Consider the following 20993-nt stretch of genomic DNA (forward strand, 5'->3'; position numbering starts at 1 on the left):
TAAAATTTAATTAGGAAACTCGATATGCGTAATTTGTCCATTGCGATTTTGTCCCTAATGCTTTTGGGAGGATGCACCCAAAGTGAGCTTTCTGCTCGGCCAGACGACGCCGTGGTGCGAGGTATTAACTTCGTCGGTATGTCTGTCAGCAACTTGGAGCAATCAACCGCCCTGTATCAGAACGCCTTTGATCTAAAATTGGCCCGGGAAGCAGACATTCAGCAGTCGGCTGTGATTGATGCGCTATCCGGCCGAGAAGATACCCGTGTCTCAACTCGACTGATGAAAAGTGCCAATGCTCAAGTGCTATTTATGGAGTTTGACGACTCGCCCATACAAGCCCTAAATACCGAGCCAGTCCCTGTTAACGGACCGGGCATTGCTCACGTTTGCTACCAGGCAGCTCAAAAACACAACGCCTACGAGCGTTTTCTTGAGGGCGGTGCAACACACATTGGTGATCGGGAGATAGTACAGCTGCTCAAGCGGAACCCCGTCTACTACGCTTACGCGCATGATCATGACAAAACCATTGTTGAGATCGAACATGTCGATATCGCTGCACTTGACCTGCCAGGTCCTCCCAAGAACGAATATCGTATTCGGCAAGTGGCGTTGTCCACACCCGATATCGACCGGGCTGTAGACTTTTATTCGGCTCTGCTGCAGGGGGAGCCTCGTCGCGTTGGCGGATTCATAAAACTCTCTGGAGAAAACTTTGACAAGATCTCCGGTCTGCCGGATTCAAAGATTGAAATGGCTTGGTTCCAAGTGCGCAATCTGGAACTGGAACTTATTCAGTACCACAGCCACCCGACCGAGACGCCAGCTGCGCCCCGACCACTGGAAGCGCTGGGCTATAACATGGTTGTTTTTGACGTTGCCAATCTCAATGCGGCCCGTGAACGTTTGCTTGCGGCAGGCGGAGAACTGGTGTTGGAATCCAAACCAATGGATGGCGGTGAAATCCTGTTTGGCCGCGATCCGGATGGCAATCTGCTGGGTTTCCAGAAGATTGCCGACGACGCCCCTTTTTCGTCTCAGAATTTTGTTGATAACGGAACGTAAGTACCATGGCCGCACGTATCGCCCATTGGGCCTTTCTCTCGCTACTCATTTTTATCGGGCTTTACCTGACGCTGCTCGGTGGATATCTCGCCTATATTGGTGGCAGTGTCTACTATGTGGCTGCTGGCATCGCCGTGCTGACCACGGCACTGATGGTTGAACGTCGCAACGCGTACGCGCTGCCGATTTATGGTGCATTGCTGGGCGCTACCCTTGTATGGTCAATATTCGAGGCTGACGGATATCTATTAACACTACTGCCTCGGCTTGGCGCCTGGATGGGATTGGGGCTGTGGTTTTTCACACCCTGGTATCGTCAGTCACTGAAAGCCGATCCGGCATCCTCTCAGCCACGTGCACTTCCGTGGATCGGCTCTCCATTGTTGGCCTGCGCTTTGGTTTTGCTTGCCGCCGGCCACGCCTACGAAAAAAACGGTACGGGCACCGAACGTACCCTACCGGACCGTGCGCCGATTACCGACTGGCGCCGGTACGGCAATACGGACGGTGGTACTCGCTTTGCGGAAATTGAGCAGATCAACACCGAAACTGTTGGTCAACTTAAGGAAGTCTGGCGCTACCGCACCGGCGTCTCCAACGATTTTAAAATGACGCCATTACAGGCAAACGGGCTGTTGTATTTATGCGGCTCCGGCAATGTGATGATGGCCGTCGACAGTGATTCCGGTAAAGAGGTCTGGCGCCATGATCCGAAAGTAACCTTCCCCGCCAAACATCAATACGCAAAAACCTGCCGTGGTCTCAGCTATCACGAAGCCCCCGCTGGTTACAGTGGTCAGTGCCCAAAACGAATCGTGACGGGAACGGTGGATGCAAGACTGATTGCCGTAGACGCTATGACTGGCGAACGTTGCACTGATTTTGGCGTTGAGGGCGCAGTGGATCTGCGCAAGGGACTCAGTGAACATCATCCCAACCAATATTACGTTACCTCACCGCCATTGGTAGCTGACGATGTTTTGGTGGTCGGCGGACTGGTTTTGGACTCCCAAGATCTTGGCTTGCCTTCCGGTGTGCTGCGTGCGTTCGATGTCTTAACTGGAAAATTCGCCTGGGCCTGGGACTTGGGTAACCCAGGATATTATGGCGAACCAAAACAAGGTGAAACCTACACACCGGGTACACCCAACGTCTGGTCGATCATGAGTTACGACGCAGAGTTGGATTTAATATTCGCGCCCACAGGAAACGCCTCACCAGATTATTACGGTGGCGAGCGTCGGCCCTACGATGATGAATGGTCTTCGGCCGTAGTAGCGCTGGATGCGGGTACCGGAGAACCCCGCTGGAAGTATCAAACCGTGCATCACGACATTTGGGACTACGATCTGCCAGCCCAACCGGTGCTGGTTGATGTGGATCACGATGGCGAACGCGTCCCTGCCGTTGCAGTGCCCACCAAAATGGGCGATATATTCCTGCTGGACCGACGCGACGGTACGCAGGTCTTCCCCATGGAGGAACGCGTAGTTCCCCAAGCCCCGGAGTACGGCGAATACCTCTCGCCCACGCAGCCGGTGTCCGCGCTACCAAATTTTCATCCCTATCTGCACGAAAAAGACATGTGGGGATTAACACCGCTGGATCAACTGGCCTGTCGCATTGAATACCGACTGCTACGCTATGAGGGCATGTATACACCGCCCACCACAGGAGGCACCTTAATTGCACCCGGCAATTTTGGTGGTTTTAACTGGGGCAGTGTCTCGGTGGATGCAGACAATGGCCTGTTAGTAGCCGCCCCCATGCTACTGGCCCATCGACTTATGCTGTTCACCCCCGAACAAGTAGCCAAGGCCGGACCGATAGCCAGGTATGTGCTAGGCGAGCATCATCCTGCCGTGCGGATGGATCCCGATGCGCCCTTGCCTGAGGCTCGCGAACCAGATCCCAACGACCCCTATGACCACGTCCGTATTCGTTACTATGGTATGCCACAGCCGTTTATGGCCCGCCTGCCCACAGGCGTTCCCTGCTTTGAACCGCCCTGGTCCCGTATTGCCGTTATCGACCTCAATACCAAAGAGTTGCTTTGGAGCCGCCCCTTGGGCAGCATGAAGGATTCCGGCCCCTTCGGATTGAGATCCGGCCTGCCGTTTAATGTAGGTGTCGCGGTTCGCGCAGGCACTCTGACAACCCGAGGTGGATTGACCTTTGTCAGCTCAACCATGGACCGCACAGTGCGCGCTTTTGATTTGCGAACCGGAGAAATTAAGTGGGCTCAGGAATTACCGGGCAGCAGCCAATCCACCCCGATGACTTACCTGTCGGAAAAGTCCGGCAAACAGTTTTTAATTGTGACGATTCCCAATCCCAGCTGGCGCTATCCGCGCGACCCTAAAACGGGAACCTACACAGATTCACAAAGTATCCAGGATGGAAAAGGTGGCTATGTGATCGCTTATGCGATTAACTAAGCCCATTAAGAAATCAGTACCGTTGTTACTATGAAGTTATATAAAAAATCCTTGTCCGCACTGTTGTTACTGCCTGCATGCAGTTTGGCTGCAGAACCACTTTCCATGGAAACCTTGGTAGTAACTGCCAATCGCAGTGCCACACCGATCAAACAGCTCACCAGCAGCGCCACGGTGATTGATAGCGAAGCACTGACACTTGTCGCACCGGTGCATATTCAGGAAGTCATGGCGCGTGTGCCCGGTGCCAATATTGCCCGCGGCAACGGCCAGGAATATTTGCCCGCCTTACGCTCACCGGTACTGACCGGTGCAGGTGGTTGTGGCAGTGTGCTGTCTACTGTCGATGGCATACCATTGCGGGCAGCAGGCTTTTGCAATATCAACGAACTGTTTGAAGCACCGACGGAATTAGCGCAACGGATTGAAGTGATTCGCGGCCCGGGTAATGCTTTTTATGGCTCCAACGCCATGCACGGTGTGATTAACCTTTTAACGCCTTCGGTCGCTGAAAATGGCACAGGCCACCTAAGCCTGGAAGGTGGGCCTCACGATTACGCCCGTCTAACAGCCAGCCACAATCTGCAGTCCGGCCAACAGGGATTTAGAGCTGATGTGATGCTAAGCCACGATGGCGGCTATCGCGATGATTCAGGTTTCGATCACCAAAAGTTGTTACTGCGCCATGAATATGCTGATGATGCACTTAGCCTCAGCACCAGTTTATTGCTCACCAATTTAAATCAGGAAACCGCCGGTTATGTCAACGGCACTAATGCTTATCGCGATAGCGACCTGAAAGACAGTAATCCAAACCCGGAAGCCTACCGGGATGCCTCGGCCTTACGCCTGGCTACCCGAATCGCTTATAGCCATAACGAAAATCTGCACTGGCAAATAACGCCCTATCTGCGTCATGCAGAAATGGATTTTCTGCAGCACTTTTTACCCGGTGATCCACTGGAAGAAAACCAACAAACCAGTGTTGGGGCACAGAGTGCTTTTTATATAACTCTGAGTGATTCTCTGCTGCTGACAACCGGTATCGATATGGAATTCAGCAAGGGCAGCCTCAAACAAAGCCAGCCCGCACCAACTCAAGGCTCCGCTTTTTTGCAGGCGACGATACCGCAAGGCAAACACTATGATTATCGTGTTGATGCTCTGATGGCTGCCGCCTTTGCTCAAACCAACTGGATTGTGAGCGAGAAACTCTCTGTTAATGCCGGACTGCGTTTCGAATCCATGCAGTACGATTATGACAACCGCATGCTCACCGGTCGCACGCAAGAAGACGGTACCGTCTGCGGTTTTGGTGGCTGCCGTTACAGCCGCCCGGCTGATCGCTCCGATCATTTTAATAATTGGTCGCCACAACTCGGCGCCATTTATCAACTTGACGACAATCATCAGATTTTCGCCAACCTCTCTCACGGCTTCCGCGCGCCGCAAGCAACAGAGCTTTATCGTTTACAACGGGAACAGGAAGTGGCCGACCTGGATTCTGAATCCCTGAGCAGTATTGAGATTGGTCTACGTGGGGAAGCACAGGGTTTATATTACGAAGTGATTGCCTTTGCCATGCGCAAGAAAAACGTGATCTTTCGCGATTCCGATTTCTTTAATGTCGCCGACGGTGAAACTCACCATCACGGCCTGGAAACCGCCCTGCATGTTAACCTGACAGAACAATGGCAACTGGGCCTAAGCGCCACCTATGCCGAGCATCAGTACGACGACAACCGCACGCTCAATGGCATTGCCATTGACGGCAATCAGGTCGATTCTGCACCGCGCTTTTTCAGCAACCTGCGCTTGAGCTGGACACCGACACAAAACACCGCCCTTGAAATGGAATGGCTACATCAGGGCAGTTACTACACCGACCCGGAAAATCTGCACGATTATGGAGGTCACGATCTGCTTAACCTGCGCGGTCGCTGGCAGTTGAACAAAGATATTGCGCTGAGCGCGCGCCTTCTTAATCTAACCGATGAAGATTATGCCGAGCGCGCCGATTACAGTAGCTTTTCGGGAGACCGCTACTTTCCGGGAGAGCCTCGCGCGCTCTATCTTGGTATAGATATTCACTATTAATTAACTTCGCTTGTGTTATCTAGCCCACTACCATGTCTCTTTAAAGGCTTCTTTATTAACTCCCTTTAGTTTTAATTTTGCCGCTGATACACGTGACTTAAGTAACGTTTTTAAAGATCCCAAATGGAATTGGGACTCTACGCCTTTAGCGCGATGAGCTCGCTCCGTAGGTACATGACTAGGAAGAATGCGAGGAAACAACGGACCACTCACCTGTTTACCTGCCTGACCGTTATATTTATAGGGCAGTGGGATCGCTGTATTTTCTGGCGCATAAACAACATCATCTCCCACCCAACGCAATGCCAATGCTCGCCGTCTGTGTTTGCGGGTTTTATTGCCGGAAGAGCCATGTAATGTCAGAGGATGGAACATGGTTACATCGCCCGGCTCCATATCCCAGCAAACATGGTCGTACTTTTCAATTTCTGCATGAATATCTGGTGCCACCTCCAAATCCGAGTCCATACCAATGGGGTCCGCACCCGGTGAGACAGGCCTGTAACGCGCAGACCATTTATGAGAACCTTTTACATACTGCAACGCACTGTTTTCCTGAGTGACATTATCCAAGGGAATCCAGAACGAACAGATTTGATTGCCTTTTAATGGCCAAAAGGATAGATCCTGATGCCAGGGGGTTGGAGCATCCACACCGGGCTCTTTAACAAACATTTGATCATAGAAAAACCGCACCTCTTCGCTGCCCATCAATTGCTGCGCCCAATAGGCAAAAGGCGAGTAATAAATGAGATCCCGAATGCTCTCAGTATGCTTCCACAAATAGGAATCCATATTGTAACCATCAGCAATGCGGGAAACATAACGACCATAAAGTGACGCATTGTTTAACGCTTCATTAATGCCATTTTCAATCATTTCCAGCCAGTTCTTATCAACCAGGCCTTTCACCATTATCACGCCATCTCTTTCATAAGCGTCTAGTTCTTCCTGGGTTAACTTGCGGATAGGGGATGCTGCTACTGCCATGTGATATGCCTCTTGGCGTCTTGATTACAGACACAGAATAAGTCAGCCTGCGCTATTAAATAATGGCACAATCGGCTAACCTGTTAGCATTTCAGGCAACTTGTATTTGATAAAGTGGGCTCTACCAGCGCCATTACCGACTATGGAAAATCGCTCTCCGGTTAAGTACCTTTACCACCTGGCCAAGCTTATCCGGCAGAAGCATGCTATTGATATTCTTGATGTCTGGGATAAGCAGGATCTGAAACTTCCTCAAGATCCTTCTGATTTCGTTGACGATCACACGTTTCAAACTGCATGCCTTATTGCACTTGAACAAGCCAATGACCCCGCTCTTGGGATTACATTTGGCCAGTCAATTACCATTACGCATTTTGGCCCATTGGGTGCAGCAATGATGAGCTGCGCCTGTTTCGAAGATGCTATCAACCTGATTTTTGAATACGCTGATGTTTTTGTGCCTTTTGGTGTGACACAGAGCCAACAAAAAAGCGGGGCTAAAATATCGGCACTCATTCCGGAAATCAGTGATGCCTACACCGAGTTCCACGCATTGGCATTTGTTACTGGGGCTGCCCAGTCTTTTAATGAATTACTTGGCTTTGTTCCCAAAGACATAAAGGCCGAGCTTCCTTGCTCCCCACTTTCAGAAGAAGAGCAAGCACTGTTGCCTATCTCACTGGCATTTAACAAAACCCAAGCCTGTTTTTACATACCTAAAGAAGTCCTTGCCCTATCCCTTCCCAGGCACGATGAAGTGTCAAAATCACAATTTGTAGAAGTTTGCCAGAAGATTAAAAAGGGCCTTGGGCAGGAAGAAGCGCTATCCAATCAAATTATCAAATTACTGGATAACTACGACAGCTACCCATCAATAGAGCAGTTATCTCAAACGCTCAATACGTCAGCAAGAACTTTGCGTTACCGCTTAAAAAAGGAAGCCTTAAATTACAGGGAGATTGTCAGTCAGCACCGATTGAGACGTGCGAATGATTTATTGCAGCACTCCACCCTCTCGATAGATCAGGTCGCAGAAAAAACCGGCTATAAGGATACCCCCAGCTTTTACCGAGCCTACAAAAAGGCGTTTGGCTGCACACCGGCCGCCTTTCGTAACGACCGGCGCAGCTAAAGCTAAGCCCTCTTACCTTTCAGTCCAACTGGTCAATCCTTTCAGCCCAACTGGTCAATCATCACCGCATTGCTATAGACCAGCGAGTCATCGGACGCCCGGTGGGCAATCAAATGGAATTGCCCACGGTGCTCACGCTGATCGAGATACACCCGCAACTGGCAATCTTTTAATGCGCCGCACTCTGCTGGTGTTTCCAGCTCCATGGAATCCATATCAATATCGATAAAGCGCTCTGGCTCGTGGGTTTGCTCCATCTCATCTTCAGCCCGCTCCAGTAGCAGGTGATATTGTTCTGAAACACGGAAATTCAGCAAACCGATGGGAATGGAAGGGGAATTCATATCAGGCTTGTGCCAGCCTTCTACGGATAGGGTGTTCATGGTTAACCTCCACCACTGGAACGTTGAACCAGCCCTGGCAACCTCGCGTTACTCCGTAACCTGAACCTACTTTTACTATGTGCCAGCCCCCATAAGCTGTCCAGCCGTGCTTAGAATGTTCGGCATTGAACAACTTTTTCCATATTCCCTGTGATCCAATTAACTTAAACGCTCGTATGAATTGGCACAAATACCAATAGCCCTACCAATGACTAATCAGTTAAGGTTAGTCACACATAATGTGATAATTACGGAGAGAGACTATGTTCAGCCATGTTATGGTCGGCACTAATGATATGCAGGCCTCGCGCGATTTTTACGATGCCATCTTCGACACCCTGGGCCAGAAGCCCGGTGTCATGGATGAGAAAGGCCGCTGCTTCTATATGTCCAAGACCGGCATCTTTATCCTGACCTTACCCATTGATGGCGAGCCTGCAACCCACGCCAATGGTGGCACTATCGGCTTTGCTGCCAGCAGCCCAGAAGAAATTGATGCCTGGCACGCCGCAGGTCTGGCCAACGGCGGTACAGCCTGTGAAGAGCCACCGGGTGTGCGTGAAGGTAGTGGTTTGAAAATGTATCTGGCTTACCTGCGTGACCCTGCGGGTAACAAGATTTGCACTATGTATCGCATGCCTTAACGGCTTCGCTTGGCGGTCAGATGTACCGCCAAGCACTCCCCTCCCTGCGAAAAATTTACATCCACATATTATCTGAATCAACAGATAAGAAAGCTGTGGATAACCCCTTGTAAGCCCCATCTGACGCAGACTTGTTAAACCGGTTTATTATTTGGCCAGCGCTATCTATGGCGTGATTTGTCGACTATTGTCATCTTGACAAATACTGTACTTATATACAGTATTTGTAGGTATGAAGGTTATTAAACTCCCCAAATTTGCCCATGCGGTTCAGGCCGGATTTCCCAGTGCTGCTGACGACTTTATCGAGGCGCAGCTGGACCTTAACGAGCACCTGATTGAACATCCCAGCGCCACCTATCTGGCCCGGGCGCAGGGCAGCTCAATGAAAGACCAGGGTATTTTCAATAACGATACCTTGATAGTGGATCGTGCCCGTGAGGCAGAGCACGGCGATATTGTGGTGGCCGCACTGGACGGTGAGCTGACCTGCAAAATTCTCGACAAACAGCGGCGTCTGCTATTGCCCGCTAATAACGCCATGCGCCCGGTACCGATTGGCGATAACAGTGAACTGATTATTGAAGGGGTGGTGATTCACTCGATTCGCCACCATATTCGCCAAGATCGCAAGCAGCGCTCTAAAACCAACAGGCAAACCACATAATGTTTGCTCTGGTGGACTGCAACAGCTGTTATGCCAGCTGTGAACAAGTTTTTCGCCCGGACTTGCGCGATAAACCGGTAATTGTGTTAAGTAATAACGACGGCTGCATTATTGCCCGCAGCAAGGAGGCCAAGCGCCTGGGCATTCCCGACCTGCAACCCTACTTCAAGTTGAAAGGCTTTTTACGGCAACAGGGGGTTAGCATCTTTAGCGCCAACTTCACCCTCTACGGCGATATCAGCCATCGGGTGATGACCACTCTGCGCGAGTATGCCGCCGAGGTGGAAGTCTATTCCATTGATGAAATGTTTTTATCCTTCGATGGCCTACCCGATGATTTAAAAACTTACGGCCAGGAAATCAAGCAACGTATTTGGCGTGATGTGCGTATGCCAGTTAGCGTCGGTGTGGCACCAAGCAAGACTCTGGCAAAGCTGGCCAATCATGCGGCGAAAAAAATCAGCCGCCTGGATGGCGTATGCCTGTTGGATACAGCGGAAAAATGGCAGTGGGTTCAAGCCCGCTTACCGGTAACCAAAGTCTGGGGGATAGGCAGCCGCACCGGCAAACGTTTAAACACTATGGGTATTCGCTCTATCCTGGATTTAGCGCGCGCCAATCCCAAACATATGCGCCGCGAGTTCAACGTCAATATTGAGCGCACGATTACCGAACTTAACGGCACGCCGGCTATTGATATGGAAACCGACGTCGAGCCACGCCAACAAATTTACTGCACCCGCTCGTTTGGTCACAAACCCGGCGACCTGTACAGCTTGCAAACCAGTATCAGTGCCTACACTGCCCGTGCGGCTGAAAAATTGCGCGATCAAAACTCAGAAACTAAAGCCCTGCAGGTATTTATCAGCTGTTCACGCTTTGAAGAAGAACCCTACCACGGTCAACAGGTTGTTGAACTGCCCTATGCTACCGACGATACCCGGGTGTTAAGTCACTACGCCCGTTTGGCGGTTGAGCAACTGTATCGCCCCAACCGCCTGTACGCTCGCGCCGGGGTTGGCTTAATCGATATCCGCAGCAAGGATTTTCAACAACGGGATTTCTTTTACCCAACTGATAATCCACGCAGCGAAGCGCTGATGAAAACACTGGATAAAATAAACCATCGCTATGGCCACGGTAGCGCCTTTCTCGCCGCCGAAGGCCAAAAAAAACGCTGGCGTATGCGGCAGGCATTTTTATCCCCGGCTTATACTACCCGTTGGCAAGATATCCCCAGAGTTATGCTTGGATAATGCTTTTTGACAATACGATCTAAATAGAAATATTTACATCCACACAATCACTGAATCACTCCATGAGCAAGCTGTGGATAAGCAGCCACGAACCACATCCCATGCGGGCTTGGTAAACCCGTTTACTATTTGTGCAAGCAGCTTGACACACCAACGCCATCAAGCGCACTATCATTTCGATTTCTGCAGCGCAAACAATAAAAACCATCAGGAAGGTTCAGGGGAAAGAGATGAACAAGAAGTCTTTGATGCTATCGGCATTGTTAATCATTCTGCTAGCGATAGCCGCAGCCGGATTTAAGTATGGACATATCGTTGAGAGAATTCTGTTTGCGGCCAGCAACGATAAAGCAACCATCGCCAGCAACCTCAGGCTCACAGACACCAAGTACAACCATCATGTGGTTGGCAAGTCATCTCAACCCACCCCCTTGCCAACTGCGCCGTCAACCAATCTGCAAGACAAGCTTTGGCCCACCTCATTCGAAAGCCAAGGCGAAACCTTGGTGAGCGATGATTTTTTGCAGCAAGCTCAGGTGACTGGACTGATCGTAGTAAAAGACGGCCACATGATCTTTGAAGATTACTGGCACGGATTAAGTCAATCGCAAAGACAGTTTGCCTTCTCCGTCGCCAAGTCGATGACCTCTGTCATCATGGGCTTTGCGATTGCCGACGGACTGATTGATGATGTCAATGATCCGGTCATTAAATACCTACCGCAATTCAAAGGCTCAGCCTGGGACAATGCGACCATTGCCAATACGCTGGAGATGTCGAGTGGTGTCGATTTCTTTGAGGACTATTCCCGCACTGACACCGATATGAGTCGTTTCCAAAAAGCCTTCGCCTTCGATCAACCGATAGAGCCTTTTATGCTGGCATTAACCAGCAAAGCCAAACCCGGCACCTACCAGGGCTACAACAGTATGGAGGCGCAAATGGCCGGCATGGTTATTCGCTCGGTATTGGGTGAACGCAGTCTGACGGATTATATGCACGAAAAACTGTGGCAACCGCTCGGCGCCGAGGACGATGCCACTTGGGTTACCGATGTCACGGGTATGGAGTTAAGTATTGGTGGCTTAAGCATGAGTTTGAGAGACCTGGCCAAAGTGGGTCAGCTAATGCTGCAGCGCGGTGAATGGCAGGGTAAACAACTGCTGCCGGAAGCCTGGGTAATGGCGTCGACTACACCACTAAAACCCTACCAGCTTCCAGGTCGAGACAACCCGCTGTCAGCAAAACCGTTTGGTTATGGCTATCTGTGGTGGACGCCGGTAGAACCTAACGGCAGGGAATTTTATGCCTCGGGCATTCACGGCCAGTATCTGTTTGTGAATGAGGAGAAGAATCTGGTGATAGCACTCTATTCTGCTAACTATCAGTTCACTGACGACCCAGACGGTTGGAAAGAAAAATACGAAAATTTCTTTCAAGCCATCGCGAGCAGTATGGAAGAATAATTACATCCACACATTCACTGGAACACTGCATGAGAAAGCTGTGGATAAGCGGGCAAGAGCCGTGTCTGCTGTGGGTTTTGAAAACCCGTTTATTATTTGCCCAGTGAGAAGTTAGGGGTCCGACCCTGCGGGTCGTACCCCGGATAAAGAACTACCCAAGCGCAGCCTAAGCGGTGGGGTCTGACCCGCAGGGTCAGACCCCGGCACTGTGCAGGACAGAAATTAAGCGGTTGCAGTTTCCTTTGCTTCCCATACGATCAAATCAGACGCCGAAGCGGATTCCACCCAGGCCTGATAACGATCGACAATCGCATTGCGCTTCATCTTCATCGTTGGAGTAAGCAACTCGTTATCAATCGTCCACTCATCACTGACAATAAATACCTGCTCAACACGCTCATGGGCCGCCAAACGTTTATTCAGTTCAGGCAGCTCTTTAGTGATCAGGGCATTGATCGCTTCACGATCCATGGTCACCCCCACCTCATTCAAACCTGCCAACAAGACTGGCGCTTCCATACCGTGACCAATCACACACATTTGCCCCAGGCAGGAAATATCCGCCATCACGTCTTCGATAATCGATGGTTTAACAAATTTACCCTTGGTGGTTTTAAAAGCTTCACTCAAACGGCCAGTAACGTGCAGGCAACCCTGCTCATCAATATGACCGGTGTCACCGGTATGGTAGTAACCATCACGCAGTACTTCTGCGGTTTTTTCCGGCGCTAGATAATAACCTTTCATCATGGCTGGCGACTTAAACAGAATTTCGTTGTTCTCGCCGATTTTTACTTCACAACCGTTAAAGGGCCTGCCCACTGAACCCACGGTTTCGGTGCCGTCCATACACACACAACCATGAATGCAGTTTTCCGTCATGCCGTAACCATTACGCATGGGCATGCCCAGCTTTTTAAACCAGTCCTGAACATCCTGAGGTGTGGGCGCTGAACCGGTGATCATAACCTCACAAGCATCCAGCCCCAGCTGAATTTGAATCTGCTGCTTTAAACCTTCAGCCTGCTCAGGATCGGCCAGCATGGCATCCATCACATCAGCAGGTAATTTACTTTCTACGGCCTCTTTAAACTTTTTCCACAACCGCGGCACCGAGAAGAAGAAAGTCGGCCGCACGCTGCGTAGATTGGCGTTAAAGGTTTCCATATTTTGCGGGAAGGACACCACGGCACCGGCATTGACACTGTAGAGCAAAACCAGCACTCGCTCGGCGGTATGTGACAGCGGCAGGTAGGAGAAGAAACGCGTTTCCTCGTTGAGGCCCAAGTCCTCATTCATTTTTTGTACCGCCCAGGATACATTCTCGTAGTGATGCATAACGCCTTTAGGGTTACCGGTGGTACCGGAGGTATACATCAGGGTGAACAGGGAGTTCATATCCGGCAGCGGATTATCTTGCAACGCATCGTACTCGTTGCAGATAGCTTCAAGATCCGTTTCCACGTCCACATTGCAGCCGTAGATACCCACCCGCGGCAGATCGCCACTGGCAGAGGTTATATCCTCCGGCTTATCGGCATGACCAACAAAGACGAGCTGACACTCACTGTGCTCCATCACATATTGCATGGATGCCGGCGCCTGCCCGGGATACAGCGGTACGCTGACAAGGCCTGCCATTTGAATAGCAAAGTCAACCACAAACCAGTCCGGGCAGTTCTGTGCATAAATCGCAACACGACTACCCGCAGGATAATTTTTTGACTTAAGGAAACTGGCTAGCTTGCGGGTGCGTTGACCCACTTCGCCCCAGGTGTATTCAATCCAACCATCATCTTTGGCCTGGCGCAGGAAAACACTCTCTGGCTTGGTGGCCTCCCAGTGGTAAAAACGCTCCAATGGCATTGGGCAGCTATCTGACATCACTCTACTCCGGCTTTTCGCTCTTTAATCTGTGTTATTAAATAAAGTACAAAGCTCACCATCATAATAGACAAGCGTAACCCGCCCGTTGATCTATGGCGACAAAAGCAATGGCCAAACAGCCCGATTTGAGTTTCTGCTTGGCCCATTTTGTGACTGCGTATGATAAATTAGTCGGATGGAAGAAATAGCCAGTTACCCCAGCTCATTTATCGTCAAGGGCATGCAAGGCATGCTTGCCCAGGGACTGACCGAGGCCGAAATTTTGGCAGCCTGCGGCCTGCCCGAAGATTTGCACGAAAAACCGGAACTTCGCATCGAACAGGACGACTTCAACCGCTTTGTGATTGCCAAATGGCAATTGCTGCAAGACGAAGCCTCGGGTTTTTTAAAGCAGCCTCTGCCGCGCGGCAGTTTTGCCATGGCCTGCCATGCCACCATTACCTGCAATAACGTTGGCCATATGCTGCGGCGGGCCGAGCGTTTCTTTCGCTTGATCAACCCTAGTTACATTATGCAGATGGAAGAGAAGGGCGAAGACGTTATCCTGACCTTTGACCCGGACTGCGTCGAGGGCATTGATATCAGTTATTTTCTGATGTCGACTTTTGTGATCTATCTGCGCTGGATTGCCTGGATGACCGACAAACCCATTGTGCTGGAGCGCACCCACTTTACCTTTGCCAGCTCGGATTTTGATGACGTGGTTGAGCGCAGCCTCAATTGCCGGGTGTATTATCATCAGCCACAAAACCAGGTAGTCTTTAATAAACGTTTTCTGTCACAACCGGTGGTGCAAACCGCAGAAACCCTGGCCCACTTTATCCCCAATGCTGAAACCTACATTTTCGCCCACTACCAAAGCGATAACAGCTTTACCGGCAAGGTAAGGCGCATTTTGCAAAGTGAAGACGGGGTAGAAAACCTGCCCCTGGAAGCGGTGGCCAGTCAGCTGTTTACCACCCCGCAAACCCTGCGCCGACGCCTGAAGGAAGAGGGCAGTACCTATCAGGAAATCAAAGACATCGTACGCCGCGACCGGGCCATCTATCATCTGGTGAAAATGGACACCCCCATCAGCGAACTGGTACGCCTGATGGGGTTCTCAGAGCCCAGCGCCTTTAACCGGGCCTTTAAGAAGTGGACCGGCTCAACACCGGGCCAATACAGGGAAGAACACCAGCTTTAGCCCTTAACGGACGACGCCAGCTCAACCAGTGTTTGCCCCTGGCAGGACAGGGTTGCCTGCAACTTATCCCCAGCCTGTAGCGGGCCGACTCCAGCAGGCGTGCCAGTCATCACCACATCCCCCGGCTGCAGGGTAAAGATACGGCTGGTGTAAGCCAGTAAACGTGCCACCGGTGTAATCATCGCCTCACTATTGCCATCCTGGCGCAGCTGACCATTACAGGACATCTGGATAGCGATATTGGCCCAATCCAGCGGCTCAGATACCGGCGCAAACGCTGACAACGGACAACTACCATCGAAGGCTTTGGCCACTTCCCAGGGGTGGCTCTTGGCCTTAAGTTTGTCCTGCAGCTCGCGCAGGGTGATATCGAAGCCCAGTCCCACACCGGCAATGGCCGCCAGACTCTCATCCTCATCAGCGTCACTAAGGGTTTTACCTATCAGCAGGGCCATCTCGGTTTCGAAATGCACCACACCTCGATCTGCTGGAATGCTAAAGGGCTCAGCCGCCGCAACCATAGCCGTGGCCGGCTTGATAAACAGGATGGGCTCGGTAGGCACCGGGTTATTCAGCTCGCGGGCATGATCAGCGTAGTTGCGCCCGACACAGACCACCTTGCCAGGTACCCAATCCACTGAACTGCCGTCTTGCCACTGATGCTGGTACATAAACCTACTTCCTAGCTATCCATTGAAAGGCGCTAAGTGTCCCCCTGCAGCCGCCGGATAGCAACCCTCACAAGCGACAGTATCGGTCTTATATCAACCCTTAAAATAGCGGCTATAGCCTGTACAAATACTGCCCAACTTGGGGCTAAAAAAGCCACGTAATCCCCAACAATTGTGGTAGAATGCCGCCCCATTTTTTAATGGCTGCCCCACAATCGGGCCGGCCGGTACTGAGTAGAGAAGCACACCATGGTTAAGACCTCTCTGGGTAAAGACAAAATCCGCTTTCTGTTACTGGAAGGTGTTCACCAGTCGGCGATTGATACCCTCAAAGCCGAGGGTTACACCAACATCGAATACCTGAAGACTGCACTGTCGGAAGAAGAGCTGATCGAGAAGATCAAAGACGCTCACTTCGTCGGTATTCGCTCCCGCTCCCAGCTGACTCGCAAGGTCTTTGAGAATGCGCCCAAGCTGATCGCTGTGGGCTGTTTCTGTATCGGTACCAACCAGGTTGACCTGAAGGCCGCGCAAGAGCACGGCGTTGCCGTCTTTAACGCGCCTTACTCCAACACCCGCTCGGTCGCCGAGCTGGTACTGGGTCAAACCATCCTGATGCTGCGCGGTATCCCCGAGAAGAACGCCGTCTGTCACCGCGGTGGCTGGCTCAAGTCTGCCGTAGGCTCTTTCGAAACCCGTGGTAAAACTCTGGGTATTATCGGTTACGGTTCCATCGGTTCTCAGGTATCGGTACTGGCCGAATCCCTGGGCATGAAGGTGATCTTCTTTGATACTGTAAGCAAACTGCCACTGGGTAACGCCACCCAGGTTCGCGACATGAACGAGTTGCTGGGCAAAGCCGATGTGGTAAGCCTGCACGTTCCAGAAACTGCCGCCACCAAAGACATGATGGGCGAAGCCGAATTCGCCGCCATGAAACAGGGCGCTATCTTTATTAACGCTGCCCGCGGTACTGTAGTTGATATTCCAGCTCTGGCTGCCGCCATGGAATCCAAGCACCTGGCTGGTTGTGCCGTGGACGTATTCCCGGTTGAGCCGAAAGGTAACGACGAAGAATTCGAAAGCCCACTGCGCGCCTTCGACAACGCGATCCTGACCCCGCACATTGGTGGCTCCACCATGGAAGCGCAGGAAAACATCGGTCTGGAAGTTGCCGAGAAGCTGGCCAAGTACTCCGATAACGGTACTACCACCTCGTCTGTTAACTTCCCTGAAGTTGCCCTGCCAAGCCACCCGAATGCACACCGCCTGCTGCACGTTCACAAAAACGTACCGGGTGTACTGACTGCGATTAACCAGGTGTTTTCCGACAACAACATCAACATCGCCGCCCAGTACCTGCAAACCAACGAAAACGTCGGTTATGTGGTTGTGGATATCGATGCTGAATACAGTGATGTAGCGCTGAAGCAGCTGCGTGAAATTGAAGGCACTGTACGTTGTCGTGTGTTGTTCTAAATAGGACACGCTGCAGTAAAAAAGGGTCGACTTGTTCGGCCCTTTTTTATGTCTGTCGAAAGTAAAACTCCATACCTTTACCTGATACAAACCCTTACTCAAGCAAAATAACATTGCCATTTTCATCAACAAAAGGAATTGTTATGAAACACCACCTACTTTTTATTTTTATCCTGTTTCTTTTTGCCAGTCCCAACTTATTGGCGAGCAAAGCCAGTGTTAAACAATGCCAGAGCTGGCAAAAGAAAATCGATCAGTACACAAAATTACGTCAACAGGGTGGTTCGGCCAGCAAAATGAATAAGTGGCAAAAAGCGCGTAAGAAGTATAAACAACGCTGGTATGAAGGTGGCTGTCAGAAAGGCAAAACAATGGGCAGCCTATAAAAGCCTGCCCATAAAAGGATTTAAGAAAATAATACCTCGCAACCACTGCCTTGCATCACCTGCAAGGCAAAGGCCTGATCGGTTTCGTTTAACGCATCGAAAGCCTCTTTTAACCACACCAGACATTTCCCCTGATAAGGGAATGGCTTTTGTACCCAGCGGCGCCCATCAATCATACAATCTACTTGCTCATCGCCGGCTTGCAAAGCTGCAGCATTACCCAACAAAAACGGCACATAGGTACGACCAATTTCTTGCAGCAGCGGTGACCACATCTCAGCTAGCTGCTCGCGCTTAAGCCAACCATCATCGCTGATCAATTCACCGGAGGTATCTTCCATGGCTTCCACCCAGGCATACACACGTGGCGCTTCACGCAAGGCAATAGACGCTGGCGTGGGATCAAACAAGGCCAAACAAATCAGCTGGCCATAAATGGCGAAATCAGCCGCACCTGGGCGTTGCCCCATCACAAACGGTTGCTGAGATAGAATACCGTTTAACTCCGCCAATATATTGCTGTAGCTTTCCTCAATCAGGGGTTTGGTAACATCATTGGAGCCAACCACACCAAGGCGCCCCACTTGTCGCTCGGCAAACATTTTTTGCATCGGTGCAACGTCATCATCGCTCTGACACCAGCGTGCCTCCAACGGCAAAATAGTACCCGCCTTATCGATATCCTGTTGCTCATGCCAGCGATAGTGGAACATGGGTTTGGTCATCCACTCATCGGCGAAGTCTTCAAACAGTTGATTGAAAAAGTGCACCACGGCATCGTCGGGCACCAGGCTGCGCTCGGAAAACAAGGTTTCCAAATGCTGCAGTTGAAAGGTTGAATCCAGCATCGCGGTGTCTTTACTGGCATCTTCGTGCGCAAACCATAACACCGGAATCATGCTGGCCAGCTTGACAGGCGGCTGCCCCTGAGTGGCTTCTGAACCCTGGCGCAACCATTGGTAAGGTATACGCCGGTAGCGCATGGCAGCGCGCATTTTACGACTATAGGGCGACTGTGGCGCCCCGATTAACTTGATGGTCTGTGACATTTTCTCCCCCTCTTGCAAGCTAACACTTGCTTATAGTTTTGCCGGTTTCCATGACCAATTGATCTTGGAAAACCTGAAATTATCTGCGAGCATAACAGTAATTGATTCCCCTGGAAGGCCCCATGGCACTTTACCCTCAGACTCTGACCTGGAAGTCGGTACTCCTCCTGTTATGTCTGACAATAGGCCTGACAATGGGCCTGATAACCGATGCGGCTGCCGCAAAGCTGTATAAATATCAGGATAAAAACGGCAAGTGGCACTTTTCCGATAAGCCGCCTAAGACCGATAAAGATATCGATGTTAAAGTCGAGCACCTGGAAAAACATGAGCCAACCCAAAAAGTGTTTGTGCAAAACCGAGGCTCACGCCAGCGGCCACTACTGTATGTGATCAATGAACTGTACGGGCCGGTGGAAGTCAGAGTCTCGCTAACCAAAAGCTATAATATTGACTCAAACTTTGGCTGGAACGACAGCTTTGTGATTCCCGCCCGCGGCGAAAAGCGCATCGGCTATATCAAACCTCAAAACCCCAATGCACGCTGGTCCTACGCCTACAACACCAATTACACCCTGGGCGATCCCAACTCCCAACCAGACTCACAAGCCAACTACGCGCCACCGGTACCGGCAGGAAGAGGGTTTAGAATCACTCAGGCCTTTAACGGTATTTTTAGTCATCAAGACAGCGCCAACCGTTACGCAGTAGATATTGCCATGGATGTGGGTACGCCGGTATTAGCAAGTCGCGGCGGTGTGGTGATGGATATTGAAGAAGATTTTTCCAAAGGCGGCATACACAACCGCAAGCTGGCTTACAAAGCCAACAGTGTGCGCATTCTGCATGACGACGGCACCATGGCCATTTATGCGCACTTACAATTGGAAAGTATTCAGGTTCGAGCTGGTGAGCGCGTGTCTACTGGCCAACATATTGCCAACTCCGGCAACACCGGATTTTCCAGCGGCCCACATTTACATTTTGCGATTCATCGTAACAAGCTTCAAAAACTGGAATCGATTCCGTTTAAGTTTTCCGATCGCGGTGGTAAACAGTTTACACCGCAACCCAACTCCACATTGACCGGACATTTTAGGGTGGGGGCCTACCGATAAGTCTGTTACTTATCTGCCAACCATTTGCTCAGTAATTGAAAAACCTGCTGTCGGTATTTAACAGATTCATTCACTAACTGGTGACGCGCACCGTTTACCATATAGGTTTCGGTATTCGGAAAAATACGTTCAATCTCGGAGGTGTTATACATCCAGTCCACCGTTTTATCCTTATCCCCCTGAATCACGGTAAGTTTGCGCCACTGAGTATTAAATTCAGCAAACTTCTTAATCCAGTGACGCATAGCCTTCACCCATACCACCGGAGTGTGAAGCTGCTGTAAGGGGTCGTGATGCCTGACAAAGTCCAGAAATGTCTCATCGTGCGAGCTGGGTGAAAAAACACGTACCAGATTTTTCAATATGGGATTAATCAGATAAAACAGCCAGCGATCACGTGACCAGTGATGAGTGCGAATCAGTGGCGCTAAAAGTGCTGCCTTCTCAAGTTTATCCTGATCGGGATAGGAGCCCAGGTAATTCAGGATCACCATAGCGCCGGTACTCTGCCCCATGCCGTGCCAGGGTTGTGGTGTTTTATCGGTAAACAGATTTAGTGCATCGAATAAGACTTCACGGTACTGATCAAAGCTGTGAATGCTGCCCTGATCGCCACTGGAAAAACCATGGCCAGGCAAATCAAAACACACCACCGCCCAATCGCTTTGCAAAAGGAATCGCAGGGCATGCTGCATGGTGCCGACATTGTCGGTATAACCGTGCACTAAAAACACGGTGCCCTTGGCATTTTGTGGTTGCCAGTGGTGAAAGGCAATATCGAACTCGCCCGCAGATTGGCTGCCAAAGCGGTAATCGAGGCTAGTGAACTCTTCGGTAAAATTAATGTGGTAGTGATTCAGGTAGCGCTGTACGTCAGGCCGTGTGATCCACGCCTGCATTTCAGCTTTCTCAACATCGAAAGCGGGGAGTTGTTGCGCTAAATCCCTGAGGGATTGATAGGTTAGCTCCATTACCTGTCCTAACTCAAACTACCAGAGTCCTTTAATTGTTATGTCTTTATAACAAACCTGCAAATAAAAAACGGCGCCAGATGCGCCGCTTTTTATTTCAATTAG

Annotated in this window: 18 protein-coding genes; 12 read left to right on the forward strand and 6 right to left on the reverse strand. The window is 50.7% G+C overall.

The window, feature by feature from the left end; genetic code table 11:
• Positions 1-24: 24 nt before the first annotated feature.
• The 3 genes from ACGHZ6_RS23420 to ACGHZ6_RS23430 are packed head-to-tail and all read left to right on the forward strand — an operon-like array spanning position 25 to position 5603.
• Complete coding sequence (locus tag ACGHZ6_RS23420; protein ID WP_390616489.1) at positions 25-1068, forward strand: VOC family protein; 1044 nt, start codon at positions 25-27, stop codon at positions 1066-1068.
• Between the two features lie 5 nt (positions 1069-1073).
• On the forward strand, positions 1074-3506 hold the full coding sequence (locus tag ACGHZ6_RS23425; RefSeq protein WP_390616490.1) for a PQQ-binding-like beta-propeller repeat protein: 2433 nt from the start codon (positions 1074-1076) through the stop codon (positions 3504-3506).
• Positions 3507-3536: 30 nt separating this feature from the next.
• Entirely contained in the window at positions 3537-5603 is a 2067-nt protein-coding gene (locus ACGHZ6_RS23430) for a TonB-dependent receptor (protein WP_390616491.1), read from the forward strand.
• Positions 5604-5630: 27 nt separating this feature from the next.
• On the opposite strand, the gene ACGHZ6_RS23435 is transcribed toward ACGHZ6_RS23430, so the two are convergent.
• Positions 5631-6593 (reverse strand): phytanoyl-CoA dioxygenase family protein, encoded by a 963-nt coding sequence (locus tag ACGHZ6_RS23435; protein ID WP_390616492.1) that lies wholly within the window; start codon positions 6591-6593, stop codon positions 5631-5633.
• A 142-nt stretch (positions 6594-6735) separates the two neighbouring features.
• Here ACGHZ6_RS23435 and ACGHZ6_RS23440 point away from each other — a divergent pair, with 142 nt between their 5' ends.
• On the forward strand, positions 6736-7725 hold the full coding sequence (locus tag ACGHZ6_RS23440) for a helix-turn-helix domain-containing protein (protein ID WP_390616493.1): 990 nt from the start codon (positions 6736-6738) through the stop codon (positions 7723-7725).
• A 41-nt stretch (positions 7726-7766) separates the two neighbouring features.
• Here the strand turns inward: ACGHZ6_RS23440 and ACGHZ6_RS23445 are convergent, their stop codons facing one another.
• Complete coding sequence (locus ACGHZ6_RS23445) at positions 7767-8108, reverse strand: hypothetical protein (RefSeq protein ID WP_390616494.1); 342 nt, start codon at positions 8106-8108, stop codon at positions 7767-7769.
• Positions 8109-8371: 263 nt separating this feature from the next.
• On the opposite strand from ACGHZ6_RS23445, the gene ACGHZ6_RS23450 reads away from it, so the two are divergent.
• The 4 genes from ACGHZ6_RS23450 (at position 8372) to ACGHZ6_RS23465 (ending at position 12141) form a co-directional block, all read left to right on the forward strand.
• A complete protein-coding gene (locus tag ACGHZ6_RS23450; RefSeq protein ID WP_390616495.1) occupies positions 8372-8752 on the forward strand; it encodes a VOC family protein in 381 nt (126 codons plus the stop codon).
• A 232-nt stretch (positions 8753-8984) separates the two neighbouring features.
• The gene (gene umuD / locus ACGHZ6_RS23455) at positions 8985-9419 is read left to right on the forward strand and encodes a translesion error-prone DNA polymerase V autoproteolytic subunit (protein ID WP_390616496.1); all 435 of its coding nucleotides are present in this window, start codon (positions 8985-8987) and stop codon (positions 9417-9419) included.
• Positions 9419-10675: a Y-family DNA polymerase gene (locus tag ACGHZ6_RS23460; protein ID WP_390616497.1), complete on the forward strand. Its 1257-nt coding sequence runs from the start codon at positions 9419-9421 to the stop codon at positions 10673-10675. The genes umuD and ACGHZ6_RS23460 overlap by 1 nt, the downstream gene beginning before the upstream one ends.
• Before the next feature lie 230 nt (positions 10676-10905).
• Positions 10906-12141, forward strand: a complete 1236-nt coding sequence (locus ACGHZ6_RS23465; protein ID WP_390616498.1) for a serine hydrolase domain-containing protein — start codon at positions 10906-10908, stop codon at positions 12139-12141.
• Positions 12142-12363: 222 nt separating this feature from the next.
• Here the strand turns inward: ACGHZ6_RS23465 and ACGHZ6_RS23470 are convergent, their stop codons facing one another.
• Positions 12364-14025, reverse strand: a complete 1662-nt coding sequence (locus ACGHZ6_RS23470) for an AMP-binding protein (protein WP_390616499.1) — start codon at positions 14023-14025, stop codon at positions 12364-12366.
• A 178-nt stretch (positions 14026-14203) separates the two neighbouring features.
• Between ACGHZ6_RS23470 and ACGHZ6_RS23475 the strand changes: the two genes are divergently transcribed.
• On the forward strand, positions 14204-15214 hold the full coding sequence (locus ACGHZ6_RS23475) for an AraC family transcriptional regulator (protein WP_390616500.1): 1011 nt from the start codon (positions 14204-14206) through the stop codon (positions 15212-15214).
• Here ACGHZ6_RS23475 and ACGHZ6_RS23480 read toward each other — a convergent pair.
• Positions 15211-15885: a fumarylacetoacetate hydrolase family protein gene (locus ACGHZ6_RS23480; RefSeq protein ID WP_390616501.1), complete on the reverse strand. Its 675-nt coding sequence runs from the start codon at positions 15883-15885 to the stop codon at positions 15211-15213. The two genes, ACGHZ6_RS23475 and ACGHZ6_RS23480, sit on opposite strands and share 4 nt — an antisense overlap.
• A gap of 249 nt (positions 15886-16134) precedes the next feature.
• Here ACGHZ6_RS23480 and serA point away from each other — a divergent pair, with 249 nt between their 5' ends.
• Positions 16135-17364 (forward strand): phosphoglycerate dehydrogenase, encoded by a 1230-nt coding sequence (serA, locus tag ACGHZ6_RS23485; protein WP_390616502.1) that lies wholly within the window; start codon positions 16135-16137, stop codon positions 17362-17364.
• A 143-nt stretch (positions 17365-17507) separates the two neighbouring features.
• Positions 17508-17750: a hypothetical protein gene (locus tag ACGHZ6_RS23490; protein WP_390616503.1), complete on the forward strand. Its 243-nt coding sequence runs from the start codon at positions 17508-17510 to the stop codon at positions 17748-17750.
• A 20-nt stretch (positions 17751-17770) separates the two neighbouring features.
• Here the strand turns inward: ACGHZ6_RS23490 and ACGHZ6_RS23495 are convergent, their stop codons facing one another.
• A complete protein-coding gene (locus ACGHZ6_RS23495; RefSeq protein WP_390616504.1) occupies positions 17771-18799 on the reverse strand; it encodes a glutathione S-transferase family protein in 1029 nt (342 codons plus the stop codon).
• Positions 18800-18921: 122 nt separating this feature from the next.
• On the opposite strand from ACGHZ6_RS23495, the gene ACGHZ6_RS23500 reads away from it, so the two are divergent.
• On the forward strand, positions 18922-19917 hold the full coding sequence (locus ACGHZ6_RS23500; protein ID WP_390616505.1) for a peptidoglycan DD-metalloendopeptidase family protein: 996 nt from the start codon (positions 18922-18924) through the stop codon (positions 19915-19917).
• Positions 19918-19922: 5 nt separating this feature from the next.
• On the opposite strand, the gene ACGHZ6_RS23505 is transcribed toward ACGHZ6_RS23500, so the two are convergent.
• Positions 19923-20888, reverse strand: coding sequence for an alpha/beta hydrolase (locus ACGHZ6_RS23505; protein WP_390616506.1), 966 nt, complete (start codon positions 20886-20888; stop codon positions 19923-19925).
• Positions 20889-20993: the final 105 nt, after the last annotated feature.

Origin of the sequence: Maricurvus nonylphenolicus, from assembly GCF_042854845.1 — a bacterium.
GTDB lineage: Bacteria > Pseudomonadota > Gammaproteobacteria > Pseudomonadales > Cellvibrionaceae > Maricurvus > Maricurvus nonylphenolicus.